The sequence below is a fragment of the Pseudoalteromonas sp. DL-6 genome (assembly GCF_004328665.1).
GTDB lineage: Bacteria > Pseudomonadota > Gammaproteobacteria > Enterobacterales > Alteromonadaceae > Pseudoalteromonas.
The window spans coordinates 168,471-185,808 of record NZ_CP019771.1 but is presented as its reverse complement, the minus strand read 5'-3'; the positions used below and the strand labels follow the sequence as shown (position 1 = coordinate 185,808).

The window sequence follows — 17,338 nt, the reverse complement described above, 5'->3', positions numbered from 1 at the left end:
TTTTTAAAAGTTGAATAGTGGTTAATTATATGAACTATTCTGTTCAAAGCTTATAAAGTGGCCATGACTTACCTATTAAGCATGGCCATATTTTTTGTTGGCGTTTAATTAGTTGCCTGTTCGTCTTGTTTAACATTCATAAAAATAGCGTACAGCACAGGTATTACGATTAAAGTCAGCAGGGTAGCAAACAGTAATCCAAATACTAAAACCACGGACATTGATTGGAAAAATGCATCAAAATACAAGGGAATAACCCCTAGTACAGTGGTGAGTGTGCCCATCATTACCGGTCTTACCCGACTATTTGCCGAATCGATAATGGCATCATATGCAGGTTTACCTTGTCGAATTTCCATATCCATTTGATCTACCAATACAATGGCATTTTTAATCAACAAACCAGAGAGCGAAAGTAACCCTAATATACCCATAAACTCTAATGGTATTTGTGTGGTTACCAGCCCAAACACAACACCAATTAAGGCTAATGGCACAACAAGCCAAATAATAATTGGTTGTTTTAAAGCGTTAAATAACACAATAACAATCAGTACCATGGCTAAAAAGCCCAGTGGAATAGTTGAGGCCAGCATTTCGTTAGACTCTTTCGATTGTCCGTATTCGCCATCCCATTCAAGTCGATACCCTTGAGGAAGTTCAATGGCCTCTATTTTAGGTTTAACCCGATTAAATAACTCTGAGGCTAGTTCACCCGGCAGTGGATCGGCTTGGGCTTTTATGGTCCATTCGCGGTCTTCGCGTTTTAAAATACCATCGCGCCAGACGGTTTTAAACCCATTGGTTACTTGCACTAATGGCAATGTTTCACCAGTGATATTGCTTTGCACTTGAATGTTGCCAATATCGTTTATGTCGACACGTTCCGATTGTGGTGCTCTAACAATAATAGGAATGAGCTCTTCACCTTCACGATACTGTCCAACAACTTGCCCCGAAAAATTTTGCTGTAAAGCTTCAGCAACTGCTTTACGCGTTACACCAGCGCGTTGTGCGTTAATGGCTGAATACTGCGGTTCAATAACACTAATGCGTTGTCGCCATGTATCTTTAATAGACAAGGCGCCGCCATCATCAATTAATATTCCTTTTGCTTGTTCAGCTAGCTCTCTTAATACTTCTGGGTCGGGGCCTTTAAATGTGGCTTCTATTTTAGAGCCACCACCTGGGCCCATTACAAAGCGCCATACTTTGCCCTGAGCATCAACAAAGTTGTCGTCAATGTAATTTTGCACCGTAGGTAAAAGTTTATCGAGCTTTTTATAGTCATCGACTTTAGCTAAAATTTGCCCATAAGAACTGTTTGGAGATTCGCTACCATAAATAAGCATGTAGCGAAGCCCGCCACCGCCAATAAGGGTTTGGATACCTTCAACGCCATTTTGTTGCTTTACAAATTCCTCTAACTTGAGCATGTCTTTTTTGGTTTTTTCAATATCGGTCCCTTGCGGCAGCCAAAAATCAACCACCATTTGTGGTGTGGTAGAGGCTGGAAAAAAACCTGATTTTACAAATTGAAATCCCCACATAGACACACTAAAGGTGGCAACTACAACGGCAATACTGAGCCAGCGATGATGCAGTGCTGACACCACTACCGATTGATAAAGTGCCATAAGTTTATTTGGTTTTGCTGAGCCTGAGGTATCGTTATCTTGCTGTTTAAACAAGCAATAACAAAATAAGGGGGTTAGGGTAATGGCAAATAACCAACTGTATAATAAAGAGATTAAAATTACCCAGAATAAATGACCAGTAAATTCAGCGGTATCACCTGGGGCAAGACCAATAGGCGCAAAGGCAACAATCCCTACTAAGGTACCACCTAGTAATGGCCATTTAGTTTGCTTGACAACTTCGCTGGCAATGTCTAACTTTTTGCGCCCTTTCTGTGTACCAACTAAAATCCCTTCGGTCACTACAATGGCGTTATCAACCATCATGCCTAACGCGATAATAAGCGCACCAAGCGAAATTCGATGCATGGGTATGCCGCTTAAATCCATGGTAGCAAGGGTGGCAAAAATGGTTAGCAGTAACACAGCGCCAATAATAATTCCTGAGCGTAACCCCATAAATAGCAGCAGGGTAACCATTACAATCACCAGCGCGACTAAAACATTGACCACAAAGTTGTCGACTGAATCTTGTACTACTTTACCTTGATGGTAAAACTCATGCACTGTAATGCCAAGCGGTCTGAGGTTTTCTGTTTGTTTTACTTTGTCATCAACACGGTCAAATACTTTAACCACATTAGCGCCTAATACACTGGCGACCCCAAGTGATATAGCAGGTTTAGAGTTATAACGTACCAATTTTGTTGCCGGACTTTGAAAGCCACGGTACACATTGGCAATGTCTTTAAGATAAATTGTTTTACCTTCACCGCTAGCACTAACCAATAGATTTTTAATGGTATCAACGGAGTTTATTTCTCCGGTCGGGTCGATAAAAATACGTTGATCGCCAATTTTGGTATTACCGGCGCTTAATACAGCGTTTTGTTCATCTAAAATACCGTAAATATTATTAATAGATACACCTAAAGAGGCTAACTCTTCACGGGCAATTTCTACAAATATACCTTCTTGCTGAACGCCCGTCATAGCAACTTTTGCCACGCCTTCTACTTGTAGAATATCGCTTTGTAAATTTTTAGCGTACGCATGTAGCTCGTCAGGAGAGTAACCTTCGGCGGTAATTAAATAACTTAAGCCATACACATCACCAAAATCGTCATAAACTTGTGGTGTGCCAGTACCTGGAGGTAATGTTGGGCGTGTATCATTAATTTTGTTTCTGAGTTTAGTCCAAATAACTTGCAGCTCAGATTTAGTTGGAGAGAATTCTGATTTAATCTCTACTTTAATTTCAGATAAACCCGTAGATGAGGTAGACGATATAGTATCAACCTCTTGCAGCTCTTGAATAGCACGCTCTAGCGGCTCTGTGACTTCTTTTGCTACTTCTAGCGGGCTTGCGCCTGAGTACGAAACAAACACTTGTGCGGTACGAATTATAAATTCGGGGTCTTCAAAGCGTGCCATATTTTTATAGGATGAAAAACCAAACCCTAGAGTTAAAATAATGAGTATGGTGCTAATTAATTTATTATTGATTGTCCATTTTGCTAAATCCATTACCGCGCTCCTATGCTTTAGTCCAAGGACGTACTTTCATACCCTCAGTTACATAGTTTGCACCTGCACCAACAATTACATCACCGGCTTTTAAACCCTCAGTGACAATGAGTTGCTCGCCAATGCCATTTTCAATTTTAACGGGAGCTTTAGAAACTTGCATGGTTTTAGCGTTAACCGTCCAAACAAAGTGTTCACCGTTTTGTTCAAAAATAGCAAAGGTTGGCACTAATAAACGAGTGCCATTTGAGGTGTTTTCACGTGTTATTTTTAAACTGGCATTCATGCCAGGCAATATATTAAGGTTATTAGGTACAGCAAAGGCAAATCGTACTTCATAGGTTTGGCTCGCTGAATCAGCTTCTAAATTGGCACGTCTAAATGTTGCAGGAATAGGGGCAGTCGATACATCTTGTAAAATTACCGACGCTACATTGTTTTGCTTAGCATCTACCGTGGCCACAATAGACGCGGGAATATTTACGACCGCTTCCATTTCACCTTTACCAAATAAAGTAACAACATGTTGACCAGCACTTATATTTTCAAGCTGTTTTACTGGTACTTCAGCAACAATAGCATCATAAGGGGCTATAATTTTACTGTCAGATAATGCTTTTTGTGCTGAGTCATATTGTGATTCGGCTACTTCTTTTTTAGATTTTAGTTGCTCTATATCTCGTTGTGAAATAACCCCATCTTTAGCGAGCTTTAAACCACGTTGGTAATCATTGTTGGCGGTTTCAAACTGTACTTTGCTCGACTTAACCTCATTAACAAAATTACGTTGCTCTAATGCGGCTATTACATCGCCTTTTTTTACGTTTTGTGCGGCAATAACGTTGAGCTCTTGTAGCTTTCCGCTAACCTGAAAAGCCAGTTTTGAGCTATTTATAGTGTCGATAGTGGCGGGGTAGGTGAGCGTTTTTGATTGCGACTCATCACCTAGGGTTATAAGTTTCACTGGGCGCGGCTTATTTTGTTTTTGTGTGGTGACTTCGCTTTCTGAGCAACCGGTTAATAAAAGCAAAAACGTAATACTAATTAAGTTAAATTTAGTAAAACAACGTGTTTTGATCATCTGGCTTACCTTAAATAAAAAGTGCGTTGTTAATTGTTGGCATTTTAAATCTGTAAAAAATTATAAAATAGTCCATTGAGTTTATTTTCGAATGTATCTGAAATGCAATTTATTAAGCTATAACTATTTAATTGTTGAGAGTAAGCAGCGCTTATCAAGTGATTAATAAATAACATTTTAATTTCAACTGTTTATTATTGCTGTACGGTTTTGTTTTAATTTGTATGATTTTGTAGAAAGTTACCAAAGTGCAACTTAATACTGGCTTTATATAAACCTAAGTATAATTAACAATCAGCTTTTTAAAAGCGCAAGCTCATAAACATTAGCTGTTTGCAGTTGTAAAACCATAATGAATACTTTTGATTAATTAAATTGAAATATTAATTGCTTAGCAGCGGTCTTGTAGGAGTCATGTTGGTATCGCTTAATAAAAGCGCTGCAACGTAAAGCATCACTCAGTAATGGTTAGCCATTAATTTAAAGACGTAATTTATAAACTATGAAAAATTCCAAACATAATCATCAAGAAAATAATCATACGAGGTCTAATCCTACCATGAGTAAAAAAATCATCTTAATAGCAATTATTAGCTTATTTGCCCTGACTATTTTTTATTTTACCGGCGCATTTAATCGTGACGCAGTGACTGCACAGCGTTTTGTTAATTTACAGCAAGGTGATAAAACCCATGAGGGATTTCGCCGAGCACACGCAAAAGGTATTTGTTTAGCTGGCTCTTTTGAGTCAACGGGTGAGCTTGCTAAGTACTCGCAAGCAAAGGTATTTGATTTAGGGGCAACCCCTTTTGTAGGTCGCTTTTCTATTGCGGGTAATAATCCAACTGCACCTGATTTAAAAGCACCGGTGCGTAGTTTAGCGTTTTCTATAACCACTGATGATAACCAAGAGTGGCGTGTTGCAATGAATACGCCTCCGGTTATGGCGGTAGCTACGCCAGAAGCGTTTTTTAAACAACTACAAGCTCTTTCACCCGATCCGGTGACTAAAAAGCGCAGCCCAGAAAAAATTAAAGCGTTTTTTGCAGCACACCCTGAAAGTGCCGCTTTTAATAACTGGAAAGCAAGCTACACGCCAACCAGTAGTTTTGCCACTGAGCAATACCACAGTATTAATGCGTTTTATTTGGTGGATGAAAATGATGAAAAGCATGCCGTACGCTGGATTGCTAAACCGCAATTAAGTGATGAAAACACCCAACCACTTAATAATGATTCACCAGATGCATTGCAGCTACAACTTAAAGACCAAGTAGCTCAAGCACCGATTAAGTTTGATATGCTGTTTAGTTTTGCAACCGAAGAAGATGATGAAAACAACCCAACTGTTTTATGGCCACAATCGCGCAAAACCATTAACGCCGGTACGTTAGTAATATCACGCTTGCAAGCACAAGAGGGTGGGGTATGTGAAAACATGAACTTTGATCCGCTGGTATTACCAACAGGTATTCAGCCAAGTGCTGATCCTATTTTACGTGCCCGTGGCGCTGCGTATGCAGAGTCATTTCGTCGTCGTGCTAAAGAAGTACTTTTAAATAATTAATAACAGGAACGAGTCAATGAAAACAATTACCAAATACTCAGCGTCGAGTATGCTTATTCACTGGGCAATGGCATTAATTATACTTTCTATGTTATTTCTTGGTTTGTCGATGGTACAAAGCTTAGCCGTATGGCAGGTAGAGGCTATACAACTGCATAAATCGTTTGGTGTGTTAGCACTGATATTAGTTGCAATAAGATTAATTAATAAAGTACTGTGTAAAAGCCCCGCATTACCACCGAGTGTGCCTAAACCGCAAGCTTTAGCCGCACATTTAACCCAAGTGGGTTTATATGCGTCTATGGTTTTAATGCCAATTTCAGGCTGGTTAATGCAAAGTGCTGATGAGCGTACAGTGAGCTTTTTTGGTTTATTTACTTTGCCTAATTTAGTCAGTAAAAATATTGAGGCCTATGCGTTTTTTCGTGAAGCACATGGCCTAATTGCTTATGCATTTTTACTGTTCATTTTTATGCATGTTAGCGCTGCACTTTATCATGGTTTAATAAAGCAAGATGGCGTATTGGGCTCTATGTTGCCGGGTAAGCATAAATAAACTGATTGTTTTATACAAAAAAAGGCACAGACGCGCTCGCATCTGTGCCTTTTTAAATTTTAGTATTTAGCCTAATTTAAGCGCGTCTTCTACGCTAAAAGCACCATCTAATAAAGACTTACCTAAAATTACGCCGCCAACACCAAGTTCATTGAGCTTTTTAATATCATCTAACGAGCTTACTCCTCCTGAGGCTTGCACTTTAATATCTGCATTATGATTAATTAAATCTTCATAAAGCGCAAAAGAAGGGCCCGTCATGGTGCCATCTTTACTGATGTCCGTGCATAAAAAGTCAATAACACCCAGACCAACGTAAAAATCAATCAGTTCAAATAATCCAAACTCAGATTCGTTTAGCCAACCGTGAGTTGCTGGTGCCCATCCGTTTGCAGCTTTATTAACATCAAGGGCAATTACAAAGTGCTCAGCGCCAAATTGTTCAATCCAGGCTTTTACTTGCTCACGCTTTTCAACCGCCATTGAGCCAATAACCACTTGGTTTGCACCTGCTTTTAGCCAATCGCTAACGTCTTGCTCTGAACGAATACCGCCACCTACTTGGTAAGGTACATTGAGAGCTTTTGTTGCTGCTTGAATATGTTGCCACTGTTTTTTACTTGGATCCCGTGCGCCCTCTAAATCAACTAAATGTAATTTAGTGGCACCACTGTCGGCATACTCTTTTAAGCGAGCATCAAGCTCAAAGGGATAAAACTGTGCGGTATCGTATTTACCTTGATACAAACGCACGATTTGATTTTGTAATACATCTAATGCTGGAATAATCACTGTATTTCTCTTTTAAAAGCATGAAGAGCAACCTAAAGTTGCCAATCAATAAAATTTTGTAATAAACGCGTACCTACTTTAGCGCTGCGTTCAGGGTGAAATTGCATGCCGGCATAATTGTCTTTAGCTACAATTGCAGAAAATGTTTGCCCGTATTCGCTGCTGACTAGCGTGACGTTATTAACTGTATGGGCGAAACTGTGCACATAATAAACCTGGTCGTCCGCATGCAAACCTTGAGTCAACGGGTGCGCTTGTTGAACAGATAGGTTATTCCAGCCCATATGTGGTGACGTTAAGCTACCTACATCAAGTGCTTTCACTTCGCCTGGTATTTTACCTAAGCATTGCACGTTTCCTTCTTCAGTGCTTTCACACAGCAGTTGCATGCCTAAGCAAATTCCCATTAGCGGGCGCTGATATTCGTTAATTGCTTGCTGCCAACCATTATCAACCAAACGCTTCATAGCAACAGATGCATGACCAACACCGGGTAAAATAGCACGTTCATAGCCTGCTAGTTGTTCTGGCGAGGTAATCACCGTAGGGGTTTGCCCTAAACGCTCAAATGCAAACCGCACTGAGTTAATGTTGGCGCAACCGGTATTAATTATCGCAATCATAAACATCCCTTAGAGCTGGCTGTTTGTTGGCTGGTATCTTGTGCAATAGCCATACGCAAAGCACGAGAAAACGCTTTAAATAAGCCTTCCACTTGGTGGTGGCAGTTGCCATCACTTACCGATAGAATAAGGCTAATTGCGGCGTTATCGCTTAAGCTTTTGAAAAAGTGCTCAACCATTTGTACGTCTAAATCACCGGCTTTTTCACGGCTAAAGTTGGCGTTTAATACAAATGAAGCACGACCCGACAAATCAATTTGTGCCTCAGCTTTACATTCATCCATAGGTAGGGCAAAACCATAACGCGCAATTTGCGATTTGGTGCCAAGCGCCTGTTTAAGGGCAACACCTAAAGCAATACCAATGTCTTCGACAAGGTGGTGCTCGTCTATGTGTAAGTCACCTTTGGCTTTAATATTTAAGCCAATATTGGCATGAGTGCGAATTTGATCCAGCATGTGGTCAAAAAAACCAAGGCCAGTTTCAATACTGCCATTTTTTGTTTGATCAAGGTTAACTGCTACGTCTATTTGCGTTTCTTTGGTATTACGTGTCACGCGACCTTCACGGTTTGCCGTGGTCAGCTTAGTGACAATGGCAGGCCAGCTGCCATCGTATAAAATACCTTCACAACATAAGTTTTGTGCAAGGCCAATATCGGTTTGGCGATCGCCAATCACAAAAGAACGTGCTAAATCAACTTTGCCTGAGCGCATCAGTTCAGTAAGTAAGCCTGTTTTTGGTTTACGGCAATCACAGTTTTGTTCATCAAAATGTGGGCAAATTAATACTGACTCAAAGCTGATACCTTGGCTTTGCAGTATGTCCATCATTTTGTCTTGAGCAATGTCAAAATCGGCAGTTGGGAAGCTGTCTGTGCCCAAGCCATCTTGATTTGATACCATTACTAAGCGATAGCCTGCTGCTTGCAGTTGCAATAAGGCAGGAATAACACCTGGTAAAAACGCTAGTTTTTCAAGGCTGTCGACTTGTTTGTCGGTGATTGGCTCTTCAATAATAGTGCCATCGCGGTCTATAAATAAATAGGGGTTACTCATGATACTTCCTGTTGTGCTGTGGCTTGAGGCAATTGCAGGCCATCTAACCAAATTTTTACTTGTTCTAATTCTTGTTCATTACCAATTGAAATACGTAGCCAGTCGTCTTCATTAAATAAGGTAAAGGCGCGCATTACTAAGCCTTGTTTAAGCGCTTGTTTAAAGTAATCCTTGTTCGCTAATTTTAAAGTAACGAAGTTGCCTTCACCAGTGAGTATTTTTAATACTGCAGGAGAGGCGTTTAACCAGTCAATAAGCTTTAACTTTAAGCTATTTAAAATCGTCACTTGGCGACGCATTGAGGTAATCGCATCAGGGGCAATGGCTTGCGCTGCAATGCTGGCTACCACACCCGATACCGGATACGGTGCAATGACTTTACGAATAGGCCCTAATACACTAGCCTGAGCGAGAGTAAACCCTGTTCTTAAACCCGCAAGTGCAAACGCTTTTGAGAGTGTACGAAGTACAACAATATTACTGAACTCGTTTATAAGTTGTGTTGTACTTTGCTCTGGACAAAACTCTATGTAGGCTTCATCAACAATCACTAATGCTTTACCTGCAAGCGCAGTGGCAATGGCTTTTACTTTATCTAGCGGCGTTAAGCTTCCAGTTGGATTATTTGGATTACAAATAAACACTAGTTTTGAGCTACCCACAGCGGCAATTATTTCATCCACGCTGCCATTTAATAAAAGCGCTTGTGTTAGGTCATTGATTGCGACGTTGTGTGTATCGGCCGTTACTTTGTACATACCGTAAGTAGGTAAAAATAGTGAAATACTGTCTTTACCTGGCTCACAATAGGTACGCACTAACAATTCAATGCCTTCATCTGCGCCACGGGTCATTAATACATTTTCGCTTTCAAGCTCAGCATAGGCTGCGTAGCGGTCAATAACCAATTGAGGCTGAGGATCTGGGTAACGATTCAAGTCTTCGATTGTTATTTCAAGGTTTTTTGCATACGGGCTTTCGTTGGCATTGAGCCAGGTTGTACCGGTTAACTTTTCACTTTTAGCCGAGCTATACGCAGCAAGTGCTGCAATATTATCAGGTAATAAGCCGCTCTCATTGCTCATTTTTTATTGCCTCTAAACGAATTGAAACCGCATTAGCGTGGGCATCTAGGCCTTCTGCATCTGCTAAGGGTAAAATAGCTTTTGAAAGCTCAGTTAAGCCTTGTTTACTGATAGTTTGTACTGTGTAAGTACGGAAAAAATCGAGTAAATTTAAGCTAGAGTAAGTTGCACTGTAACCATAAGTGGGTAACACGTGATTAGTGCCTGAGGCATAATCGCCCGCTGACTCTGGAGTGTAATCGCCAACAAATACAGAGCCTGCATTCTTTACTTTATCTAAATAAGGAGTGGCATCGCCAAGCTGTAATATTAAGTGCTCTGGCCCATATTGCGCTGATACGTCAAACGCTTGGGCTACTGAATCAACTAGAATAAGAGACGAATTTGCCAATGCCTGTTCGGCGGTGTCTTTTCGACTTAAGTTAGCTAATTGACGAGTAAGTGCGTCTTGCGTTTGTTCAATAATCGTTTCACTGTTACATAATAAAATAACTTGTGAGTCAGCCCCGTGTTCTGCTTGAGACAGTAAGTCGGCAGCAATAAACTCTGGGTTTGCACGCTCATCTGCAATCACTAACACTTCTGATGGCCCTGCTGGCATATCAATCGCCATACCTGGAATCGTTTGTGCGACTAACTGTTTTGCCATAGTGACAAAGCTGTTACCTGGGCCAAAAATCTTATTCACTTTAGGAACAGACTCTGTGCCATAGGCCATAGCAGCAATCGCGCCTGCACCACCGCTTTCAATAATTGTGGTGATACCACATAATTTAGCGGCATATAAAATAGCCGGGTTAATTGCTTTATCACCTTGTACTGGTGTGGTTAATACCACGGTGTTTGCACCGCTTAACTGCGCCAATACACCTTGCATAATAACCGATGATGGAAGAGGAGCACTCCCTCCTGGTACATAAATACCGACTGCTTCGATGGCTTGATATTTCAGTTCACAGTCAACACCTGGTTGAGTCGATAACTTAATATCTTTTGGCAGTTGCGCTTGGTGAAAACATTTCACATTGGCATAAGCGGTATCAATTGCATACTTAAGCTCTGGGCTTAGCATTTTCTCAGCGGCATTAATTTCATCAAGTGGAACACGTAAACGCGGCTCAGCTCGGTTATCAAACTCTTTCGCTAACGCAAGTAATGCGGCGTCGCCTTGTGCATTTACTTTTGCCAAAATAGTTTGGCAAATGCTTTCTACTTTTTCACTCGCTGATACAGCAGGGCGCATAAGCGCCGCTGCTTGAACTTGTGATGATTCCTCATTCCAACGAAGCATGGCTTGTTACTCCATCATTTTTTCAATTGGCATAACTAAAATAGAGTTGGCACCAAGGGCTTTAAGTTGCTCCATGGTTTCCCAAAATAGGGTTTCGCTACTCACCATGTGTAGGGCAACATAGTCATCATTACCTGCCAGGGCAAGTAAGGTAGGTTGGCCAGCGCCAGGTAAAATTTCACAAATTTCATCAAGCTTATCTTTTGGTGCGTGTAGCATAATGTATTTGCTTTCTTTAGCTTGCTTAACACCACGTAAACGCGGCATTAGCTTATTTATGAGTGCCAATTTTTCAGTATCTTGTAGTTGAGTGTTTTGGATTAAACAGGCATTTGACTCTAAAATAGTGTCGCCTTGCATTAAGCCATTTGCTTCAAGTGTTGCGCCAGTAGAGACTAAATCACAAATAGCATCGGCAAGTCCTGCTCGTGGGGCTACTTCCACTGAACCTGTTAACATTACTGTGCTGGCGTTAATGCCTTCGCGTTTTAAGTATTGGCTTAAAATTTCTGGGTAAGTGGTCGCAATACGTTTGCCTTCAAACCAGCTCTTGTCTTGTTTGCCAAGTTCTTGTGGCCATGCAAGTGCTAAACGACAGTAACCAAAGTCAAGTTTAGCAAGCTTTGTAACTTCACTTGGTACACCTTGGCGTTCTCTTTCTGCTTGCACTTCTACTAGTACGTTTTCGCCAACAATACCTAAATCACAAACACCGTCCATAACTAAGCCTGGAATATCGTCATCGCGCACACGTAATACGTCAATAGGCATGTTGGTTGAGTGTGCTATGAGGCGCTGCTCACGAAGATTGAGTTTTACACCCAGTTGTTTAAGCAGATCTTGACAATCTTTAGATAGGCGGCCACCTTTTTGGATGGCGATACGAAGACGATTACTATTATTCATTACTCATTTTCCTTTAATTTAAAAACTAAAAACCCCGAGGGAAACCTCAGGGCGAAAATGAATCTTGGTATGTTGATTCGCCAGAGGTTTCCTTTTAGGAACAACCTCTCAGCGAAAGACCTGACAGGTTATTCCGATGAATGATGGTGGTGATGTACAACTGTCAGTGAATTAAGCATTTTTTATCCTATTTGGCTAATCGTTATTGTGTTAACGCTTAGCTGCAATCTGTTTAATAAATTTCGCATTTATAAAAACACATTAACCGACAGCATGGCAAGAAAAATTTTCTTTAATTAAAGAATATCTTATAACTGCCGATAATAGTTAACATATTGCTTTATTTATCAACAGTCTTATAGTGATTAAATAACGCGCAACCTGCTGGAGTCACACATGGATATAATGATCCCCTATTTAGGGCCTATTACCCGTTTAGCGCTTGAATCTAAAGGTGCTTTTCATATTGCAGGGGTGCAACAAAGCGCTAGGGCGAAGCAAGTTGAACTTGAAGAGCGCAAAAAGAAAGAGATAGAAAAACAAAAAAAAGCATCGTTCGACCAAAAAAAATCGAGCAATAGCAACGCAGAAGATGACGACAAGCCTCATTTAGATACTTGGGCTTAGATTAATAAAAGTAAACCTCCCACTGCGTGTTAAATATTCTTCTCAATGTAGAGGGGGACTGATTAATCACGGCATTACTTGCTCTTGGCTCTGGGCTTACGTAAAATCCCGCTATTATTTTTTACATAGTGATTGGTATTATCAAACAGCTGTTTAGTGCGACCGGGCCTTTGGCTTTATCAATAGATGGATACACACCACGCCAGCCTCAAATCGATATGGCGGTGGCTGTTGATGATGCATTACAAACCCGAGCTCAACTTGTTGTTGAGGCAGGTACTGGCACAGGTAAAACCTTTGCCTATTTAGCCCCCGCACTTAAATCTAAAGGTAAAACCATTATCTCAACCGGTTCTAAAGCACTGCAAGAGCAGCTTTATCACCGTGATTTACCGGTATTAGTAAAAGCCTTAGGTGCAGCGAAAAAAACGGCCTTGTTAAAAGGGCGTGCCAATTACTTGTGTACATATCGACTAACTCAGCATGTGGCACACGTACCCACAGACGACCCGGATGTTATGCATCAGCTTGCTATGGTTGCAAAGTTTGCCAGTGAGACCCACAGCGGTGATCTTGCCGATTGTATTGGTATTGAAGAAGACGCCAAAGTGCTACCTTATGTAAGCTCAACCGCTGATAATTGCTTAGGCAAAGAATGCCCTGACTTTCAAGAATGCTATATTCGCAAAGCACGTTTAAAAGCGGCTGATGCCGATGTTGTGGTAATTAATCACCATTTATTTTTTGCCGATATGGCGGTAAAAGAATCAGGTTTTGCAGAGCTGATGCCCAATGCTGATGCCTACATATTTGATGAAGCTCACCAATTAAGCGAAATTGCCAGCGACTATTTTGGCGAAACCATGAGCACCAAAAAGCTGGTGGATTTAATTAACGATTTGCGCGCCATTTACCGCGCTGAAATTCCAGACATGCTGCAATTAGGCAAAAGTTTAAATAAACTGGAAACCAGTGTCGCTGATTTAAGGTTGCAGTTTGGAGTTGATGGTAGCCGAGGCGATTGGCGCGAAAAGCTCAGTAATAAGCTTATTTGCTCGGCATTACACCGTGTAATAAGTGATTTAGAGTTTGTGTATCAGGTTTTAAAGTTATGCTTAGAGCGCAGCGATAAAATAGAACATCCGTTTGAACGAGTTTTGGCTTTTAAAGGCCAGTTAGAGCGCGTATTCGATACCGCCCAAACAGGGTTTAGTTACTGGTACGAAACCACGAGGCGCTATTTAACAATCAATATAACGCCATTAAACGTATCGGCAAAATTTGCATTGATGATGAAAGAATCTGGTGCGGGGTTTGTATTTACCTCCGCCACGTTATCGGTCGACAATGAACTGAGCCACTTTAATGCAAGCCTTGGCTTAAAGCCAAAGCAAAGTATGATGGTTGATAGCCCGTTTGATTATGCCAATCAGGCGTTGCTGTGCTTACCTCGTTATTTACCTCAATCGCATGAAGATAATATGCCCCATGCTATTGTAAAACTGACTTTAGAGCTCATAAAGTCGGCTAAGGGGCGCTGTTTTGTGTTATTTACCAGTTACCGTATGATGCATTTAGTGGCTGAGGGCTTAACGACGCAAATGGACTACCCAGTTTATATGCAAGGGCAAATGTCTAAACGCATTATATTAGAAAAATTTACTCGCCATGGTAATGCGGTATTACTGGGGACCGCGTCATTTTGGGAAGGGGTTGATGTACGAGGCAGTACCTTAAGCTGTGTTATTATTGATAAGCTACCGTTTGCTGCCCCTGATGATCCTTTACTACAAGCTAAAATGCAAGATTGCCAAATGCAAGGCAAAGACCCGTTTGCACATATTCAATTACCCCAAGCAGTGATTGCATTAAAGCAGGGGGTAGGTCGCTTAATAAGAGACAACAAAGATAAAGGCGTGCTAGTGATTTGCGATAATCGCTTAGTTACACGCCAATACGGACAAGTATTTTTAAAGAGTTTACCGCCAATGCGCCGTACACGAAGCTTAGAAGATGCCAATACATTTTTAAAACATATTAATTGAGTACAAAAATGATCAAAAGTAATATTCTCGCCCTAGACGCTTCTACTGAGGCATTATCAATTGTTTTGCATTATCAGGGTAAAACATTTCATCATTTTGAAGAGTGTCCACAGCAACATAGTCAAAAAATACTGCCACTTATTGATGAGCTACTTGGTAAAGCCGGCTGTAAATTAAAAGATTTAGACGTAATAGGATTTGGCCAAGGTCCTGGAAGTTTCACCGGCGTTCGTATTAGCGTAGCCATTGCCCAAGGTCTTGCATATTCAACTAATTTACCATTAGTTGGGGTATCTACTTTAGCAGTCATGGCACAGCAGGCATTAGAACAGTTTGGTGCTGACGTAGTTTATTCTAGTATTGATGCGCGTATGGGAGAAATATATTTTGCTCAGTACCACGCAAAAGATGGATTGATGACACTTAAAGGCGAAGAGCGAGTATTCAAACCTGAATTGTTAGATGCAACCTTGATAGATATAAACATCGATGCTGCAGCCGTAGGGACTGGGTTTAAAAGTTACCCTGACGCATTAACAGCATTTAATAATGTAACCATACAGCCAGCAATAACCTTACCGGATGCACACTATATGCTGGCCCTAGTAGAGGCGCAGTATCTTGCTGGTAAGGGTGTAAAAGCCAGTGATGCACAACCAAAGTATGTGCGTGACACGGTAACATGGAAAAAATTACCGGGCCGTGAATAAACAAACACGGTTGTTTGCAAATTAAGCGATTTTAAATCATAATTTAATTATGTTGTTGGTTGGAGAAGCGCTGTGTCGCTACCTATAAGTTCTGGTTTTTTTACAGGTGATATACCTGCTAAGGTGCGTTCTACTTCGGTAGTTCCGGCGCAGCCTGAACGAGTACTAGAGCAAGCCAAACCACAAAAAACTAATACCGATTATGTCAAAAGCAGCCCAGAAGGGCTTGAACTTGCAAAAGAGTTTACAAAAGCGAGCAGCAAAGACACCCAATACAGCCAAACTATTTACGATCAACCCAGTGCCCAAGTAAGCAAAGCGATTTCGACTTATACTGAGTTTGCTAATTTAGAGCGAAGAGCTGAAGTTCAAAGTTTAATTGGTGTTGATATATACGCCTAGTTAAAACCTGATAAAAATCAGCAAATAAAAAAGCCCGAATGAATCATTCGGGCTTTTTATTTTCATTACTGAGATTATTTTTCTATATAACCAATCAATTTTTTAGCTATATCGGTATTATTTTGAGAGCCAACAAAGTCATCGCTATTTTTGCCATAGGCAAATACTTGTACATCAGACGCTGTGTGACCGCCCGTTGTCCAGCCAGTAAAACTTAAGTCATTAATAATGCTTTTAACGGCCAAGTTTAGGGTTTTCTCACCCATAGCTTTGGCTTGCTTAAGTTTAATTTCGTTTTCAGCTGTAAATTCAATACTGGTATTAGCCTGCCAAACCGTTTTAAGGTTATCTGACTCCATTAATAAATTAGTCAACGTACCTGCAGTGGCTTTAACACCTTTGATGATATCTGTTTCCCATTTATATTGGCCATGTGCACCAATAGTTAAACCGCCTGTTGAGTGATCAGCTGTGATCACTAAAATAGTGTCTGGGTTGTTATCTACATAAGCTTTAGCCGTTTCGATTGATTTAGCAAAATCGTCCATTTCAGCCATTGCACAGGCAATATCATTCGCGTGGCCACACCAATCAATTTGGCTGCCTTCAATCATCACAAAAAAGCCTTTATCATTTTGCCCATCAAGCAAATCAAACGCTTTAGCAGTTAACTGCTTTAATCTTGTTGGGTTTTCATCAAGAGCAAATGGTAAGCCTTTAGGTGCATATAAACCTATAGCAGGCACTTGAGTGATTTGACCAAGGTTTTTAAAATCATCGCCGTATTGATAACCAGCTTGTTTAAACTCGTCAACTAAGTTTCTGTCATCACGAATAAAGTACTGAGTACCACCGCCTAACATTAAATCAACTGGTAATTTACCTGCAACTTTATTGTCAATGTAATCATTGGCAATATCATCGTAGTTTCTTCTTGATTCATTATGTGCGGCAAAGCTTGCTGGTGTTGCATGGTTTATTTGTGAGGTAGCCACTAATGCTGTTGTCATTCCTTGCTCTTTTGCAATTTCTAGCATTGTTTTAACTGGTTTTTTAGCTGTATCAACAGCAATTGCGCCATTATAACTTTTATGACCGCTACTTAGTGCTGTTGCACCCGCTGCGCTGTCGGTTACGTACGTATGGTCGTCAGGATAAGTATGTGCCATACCTTTTAGCATGGTATCGAAAACGGTGTTTTCTATTTCTTTTGTTGTTGGGTCGTCTTTGTAGTATCGATAAGCAGTTGTGAAAGCGGGACCCATGCCATCACCAATCATATAAATAACATTTTTAGGCGCTGTTTGAGCGAAAGCTCCTGTTGTTGTACATAAAAGCGCTAATAATCCGAACTGTTTTTTCATTGTGTGTACCCTTTAAGTGTACTTGTTTTATTTAATAGCGCTATTATTGTATACAGATAGCAAGATA

The 17,338-nt window shown here is 40.7% G+C and carries 15 protein-coding genes; 6 read left to right on the top strand and 9 right to left on the bottom strand.

Annotation, left to right across the window (positions count from 1 at the left end):
* Window positions 1–104 precede the first annotated feature (104 nt).
* Together B1F84_RS15915 and B1F84_RS15910 are read right to left on the bottom strand one after the other, a co-directional pair.
* On the bottom strand, window positions 105–3,164 hold the full coding sequence (locus B1F84_RS15915; RefSeq protein ID WP_131692046.1) for an efflux RND transporter permease subunit: 3,060 nt from the start codon (window positions 3,162–3,164) through the stop codon (window positions 105–107).
* A 10-nt stretch (window positions 3,165–3,174) separates the two neighbouring features.
* A complete protein-coding gene (locus B1F84_RS15910) occupies window positions 3,175–4,245 on the bottom strand; it encodes an efflux RND transporter periplasmic adaptor subunit (RefSeq protein WP_131692045.1) in 1,071 nt (356 codons plus the stop codon).
* Between the two features lie 559 nt (window positions 4,246–4,804).
* Between B1F84_RS15910 and B1F84_RS15905 the strand changes: the two genes are divergently transcribed.
* Both B1F84_RS15905 and B1F84_RS15900 read left to right on the top strand, forming a co-directional pair.
* A complete protein-coding gene (locus tag B1F84_RS15905) occupies window positions 4,805–5,812 on the top strand; it encodes a catalase family peroxidase (protein ID WP_131692044.1) in 1,008 nt (335 codons plus the stop codon).
* Between the two features lie 16 nt (window positions 5,813–5,828).
* Entirely contained in the window at window positions 5,829–6,368 is a 540-nt protein-coding gene (locus B1F84_RS15900; RefSeq protein ID WP_131692043.1) for a cytochrome b, read from the top strand.
* A 66-nt stretch (window positions 6,369–6,434) separates the two neighbouring features.
* On the opposite strand, the gene B1F84_RS15895 is transcribed toward B1F84_RS15900, so the two are convergent.
* Genes B1F84_RS15895 through hisG form a run of 6 tightly spaced genes read right to left on the bottom strand, consistent with a single transcriptional unit; the run spans window position 6,435 to window position 12,123 of the window.
* Entirely contained in the window at window positions 6,435–7,160 is a 726-nt protein-coding gene (locus B1F84_RS15895; protein ID WP_131692042.1) for a 1-(5-phosphoribosyl)-5-[(5-phosphoribosylamino)methylideneamino] imidazole-4-carboxamide isomerase, read from the bottom strand.
* Between the two features lie 32 nt (window positions 7,161–7,192).
* Window positions 7,193–7,783 carry an imidazole glycerol phosphate synthase subunit HisH gene (gene hisH, locus B1F84_RS15890; protein WP_131692041.1) on the bottom strand — a complete coding sequence of 197 codons (591 nt, stop codon included), beginning with the start codon at window positions 7,781–7,783 and terminating at the stop codon, window positions 7,193–7,195.
* Window positions 7,780–8,841 carry a bifunctional histidinol-phosphatase/imidazoleglycerol-phosphate dehydratase HisB gene (gene hisB, locus B1F84_RS15885; protein WP_010388866.1) on the bottom strand — a complete coding sequence of 354 codons (1,062 nt, stop codon included), beginning with the start codon at window positions 8,839–8,841 and terminating at the stop codon, window positions 7,780–7,782. The genes hisH and hisB overlap by 4 nt, the downstream gene beginning before the upstream one ends.
* Complete coding sequence (gene hisC, locus B1F84_RS15880; RefSeq protein ID WP_131692040.1) at window positions 8,838–9,926, bottom strand: histidinol-phosphate transaminase; 1,089 nt, start codon at window positions 9,924–9,926, stop codon at window positions 8,838–8,840. Before hisC ends, hisB begins: the two co-directional genes overlap by 4 nt.
* Complete coding sequence (hisD, locus tag B1F84_RS15875; protein ID WP_131692039.1) at window positions 9,916–11,217, bottom strand: histidinol dehydrogenase; 1,302 nt, start codon at window positions 11,215–11,217, stop codon at window positions 9,916–9,918. The genes hisC and hisD overlap by 11 nt, the downstream gene beginning before the upstream one ends.
* Before the next feature lie 6 nt (window positions 11,218–11,223).
* Entirely contained in the window at window positions 11,224–12,123 is a 900-nt protein-coding gene (gene hisG / locus B1F84_RS15870; RefSeq protein ID WP_131692038.1) for an ATP phosphoribosyltransferase, read from the bottom strand.
* 396 nt (window positions 12,124–12,519) lie between these two features.
* Between hisG and B1F84_RS15865 the strand changes: the two genes are divergently transcribed.
* From B1F84_RS15865 to B1F84_RS15850, 4 genes are all read left to right on the top strand, one after another.
* Window positions 12,520–12,750 carry a hypothetical protein gene (locus tag B1F84_RS15865; protein ID WP_008112623.1) on the top strand — a complete coding sequence of 77 codons (231 nt, stop codon included), beginning with the start codon at window positions 12,520–12,522 and terminating at the stop codon, window positions 12,748–12,750.
* 128 nt (window positions 12,751–12,878) lie between these two features.
* Window positions 12,879–14,795, top strand: a complete 1,917-nt coding sequence (locus tag B1F84_RS15860; protein ID WP_131692037.1) for an ATP-dependent DNA helicase — start codon at window positions 12,879–12,881, stop codon at window positions 14,793–14,795.
* An 8-nt stretch (window positions 14,796–14,803) separates the two neighbouring features.
* Window positions 14,804–15,505 carry a tRNA (adenosine(37)-N6)-threonylcarbamoyltransferase complex dimerization subunit type 1 TsaB gene (gene tsaB, locus B1F84_RS15855; protein WP_131692036.1) on the top strand — a complete coding sequence of 234 codons (702 nt, stop codon included), beginning with the start codon at window positions 14,804–14,806 and terminating at the stop codon, window positions 15,503–15,505.
* 72 nt (window positions 15,506–15,577) lie between these two features.
* On the top strand, window positions 15,578–15,907 hold the full coding sequence (locus tag B1F84_RS15850; RefSeq protein WP_131692035.1) for a hypothetical protein: 330 nt from the start codon (window positions 15,578–15,580) through the stop codon (window positions 15,905–15,907).
* 74 nt (window positions 15,908–15,981) lie between these two features.
* Here B1F84_RS15850 and B1F84_RS15845 read toward each other — a convergent pair whose 3' ends face one another.
* Window positions 15,982–17,271, bottom strand: coding sequence for an alkaline phosphatase (locus B1F84_RS15845; protein ID WP_131692034.1), 1,290 nt, complete (start codon window positions 17,269–17,271; stop codon window positions 15,982–15,984).
* Between the last annotated feature and the right edge of the window lie 67 nt (window positions 17,272–17,338).

Coding starts and splice junctions, on each gene's coding strand:
- B1F84_RS15915 (WP_131692046.1), bottom strand. CDS start 3,164: ATGGATTTAGCAAAATGGACAATCAATAATAAATTAATTAGCACCATA.
- B1F84_RS15910 (WP_131692045.1), bottom strand. CDS start 4,245: ATGATCAAAACACGTTGTTTTACTAAATTTAACTTAATTAGTATTACG.
- B1F84_RS15905 (WP_131692044.1), top strand. CDS start 4,805: ATGAGTAAAAAAATCATCTTAATAGCAATTATTAGCTTATTTGCCCTG.
- B1F84_RS15900 (WP_131692043.1), top strand. CDS start 5,829: ATGAAAACAATTACCAAATACTCAGCGTCGAGTATGCTTATTCACTGG.
- hisH (WP_131692041.1), bottom strand. CDS start 7,783: ATGATTGCGATAATTAATACCGGTTGCGCCAACATTAACTCAGTGCGG.
- hisB (WP_010388866.1), bottom strand. CDS start 8,841: ATGAGTAACCCCTATTTATTTATAGACCGCGATGGCACTATTATTGAA.
- hisC (WP_131692040.1), bottom strand. CDS start 9,926: ATGAGCAATGAGAGCGGCTTATTACCTGATAATATTGCAGCACTTGCT.
- hisD (WP_131692039.1), bottom strand. CDS start 11,217: ATGCTTCGTTGGAATGAGGAATCATCACAAGTTCAAGCAGCGGCGCTT.
- hisG (WP_131692038.1), bottom strand. CDS start 12,123: ATGAATAATAGTAATCGTCTTCGTATCGCCATCCAAAAAGGTGGCCGC.
- B1F84_RS15865 (WP_008112623.1), top strand. CDS start 12,520: ATGGATATAATGATCCCCTATTTAGGGCCTATTACCCGTTTAGCGCTT.
- tsaB (WP_131692036.1), top strand. CDS start 14,804: ATGATCAAAAGTAATATTCTCGCCCTAGACGCTTCTACTGAGGCATTA.
- B1F84_RS15845 (WP_131692034.1), bottom strand. CDS start 17,271: ATGAAAAAACAGTTCGGATTATTAGCGCTTTTATGTACAACAACAGGA.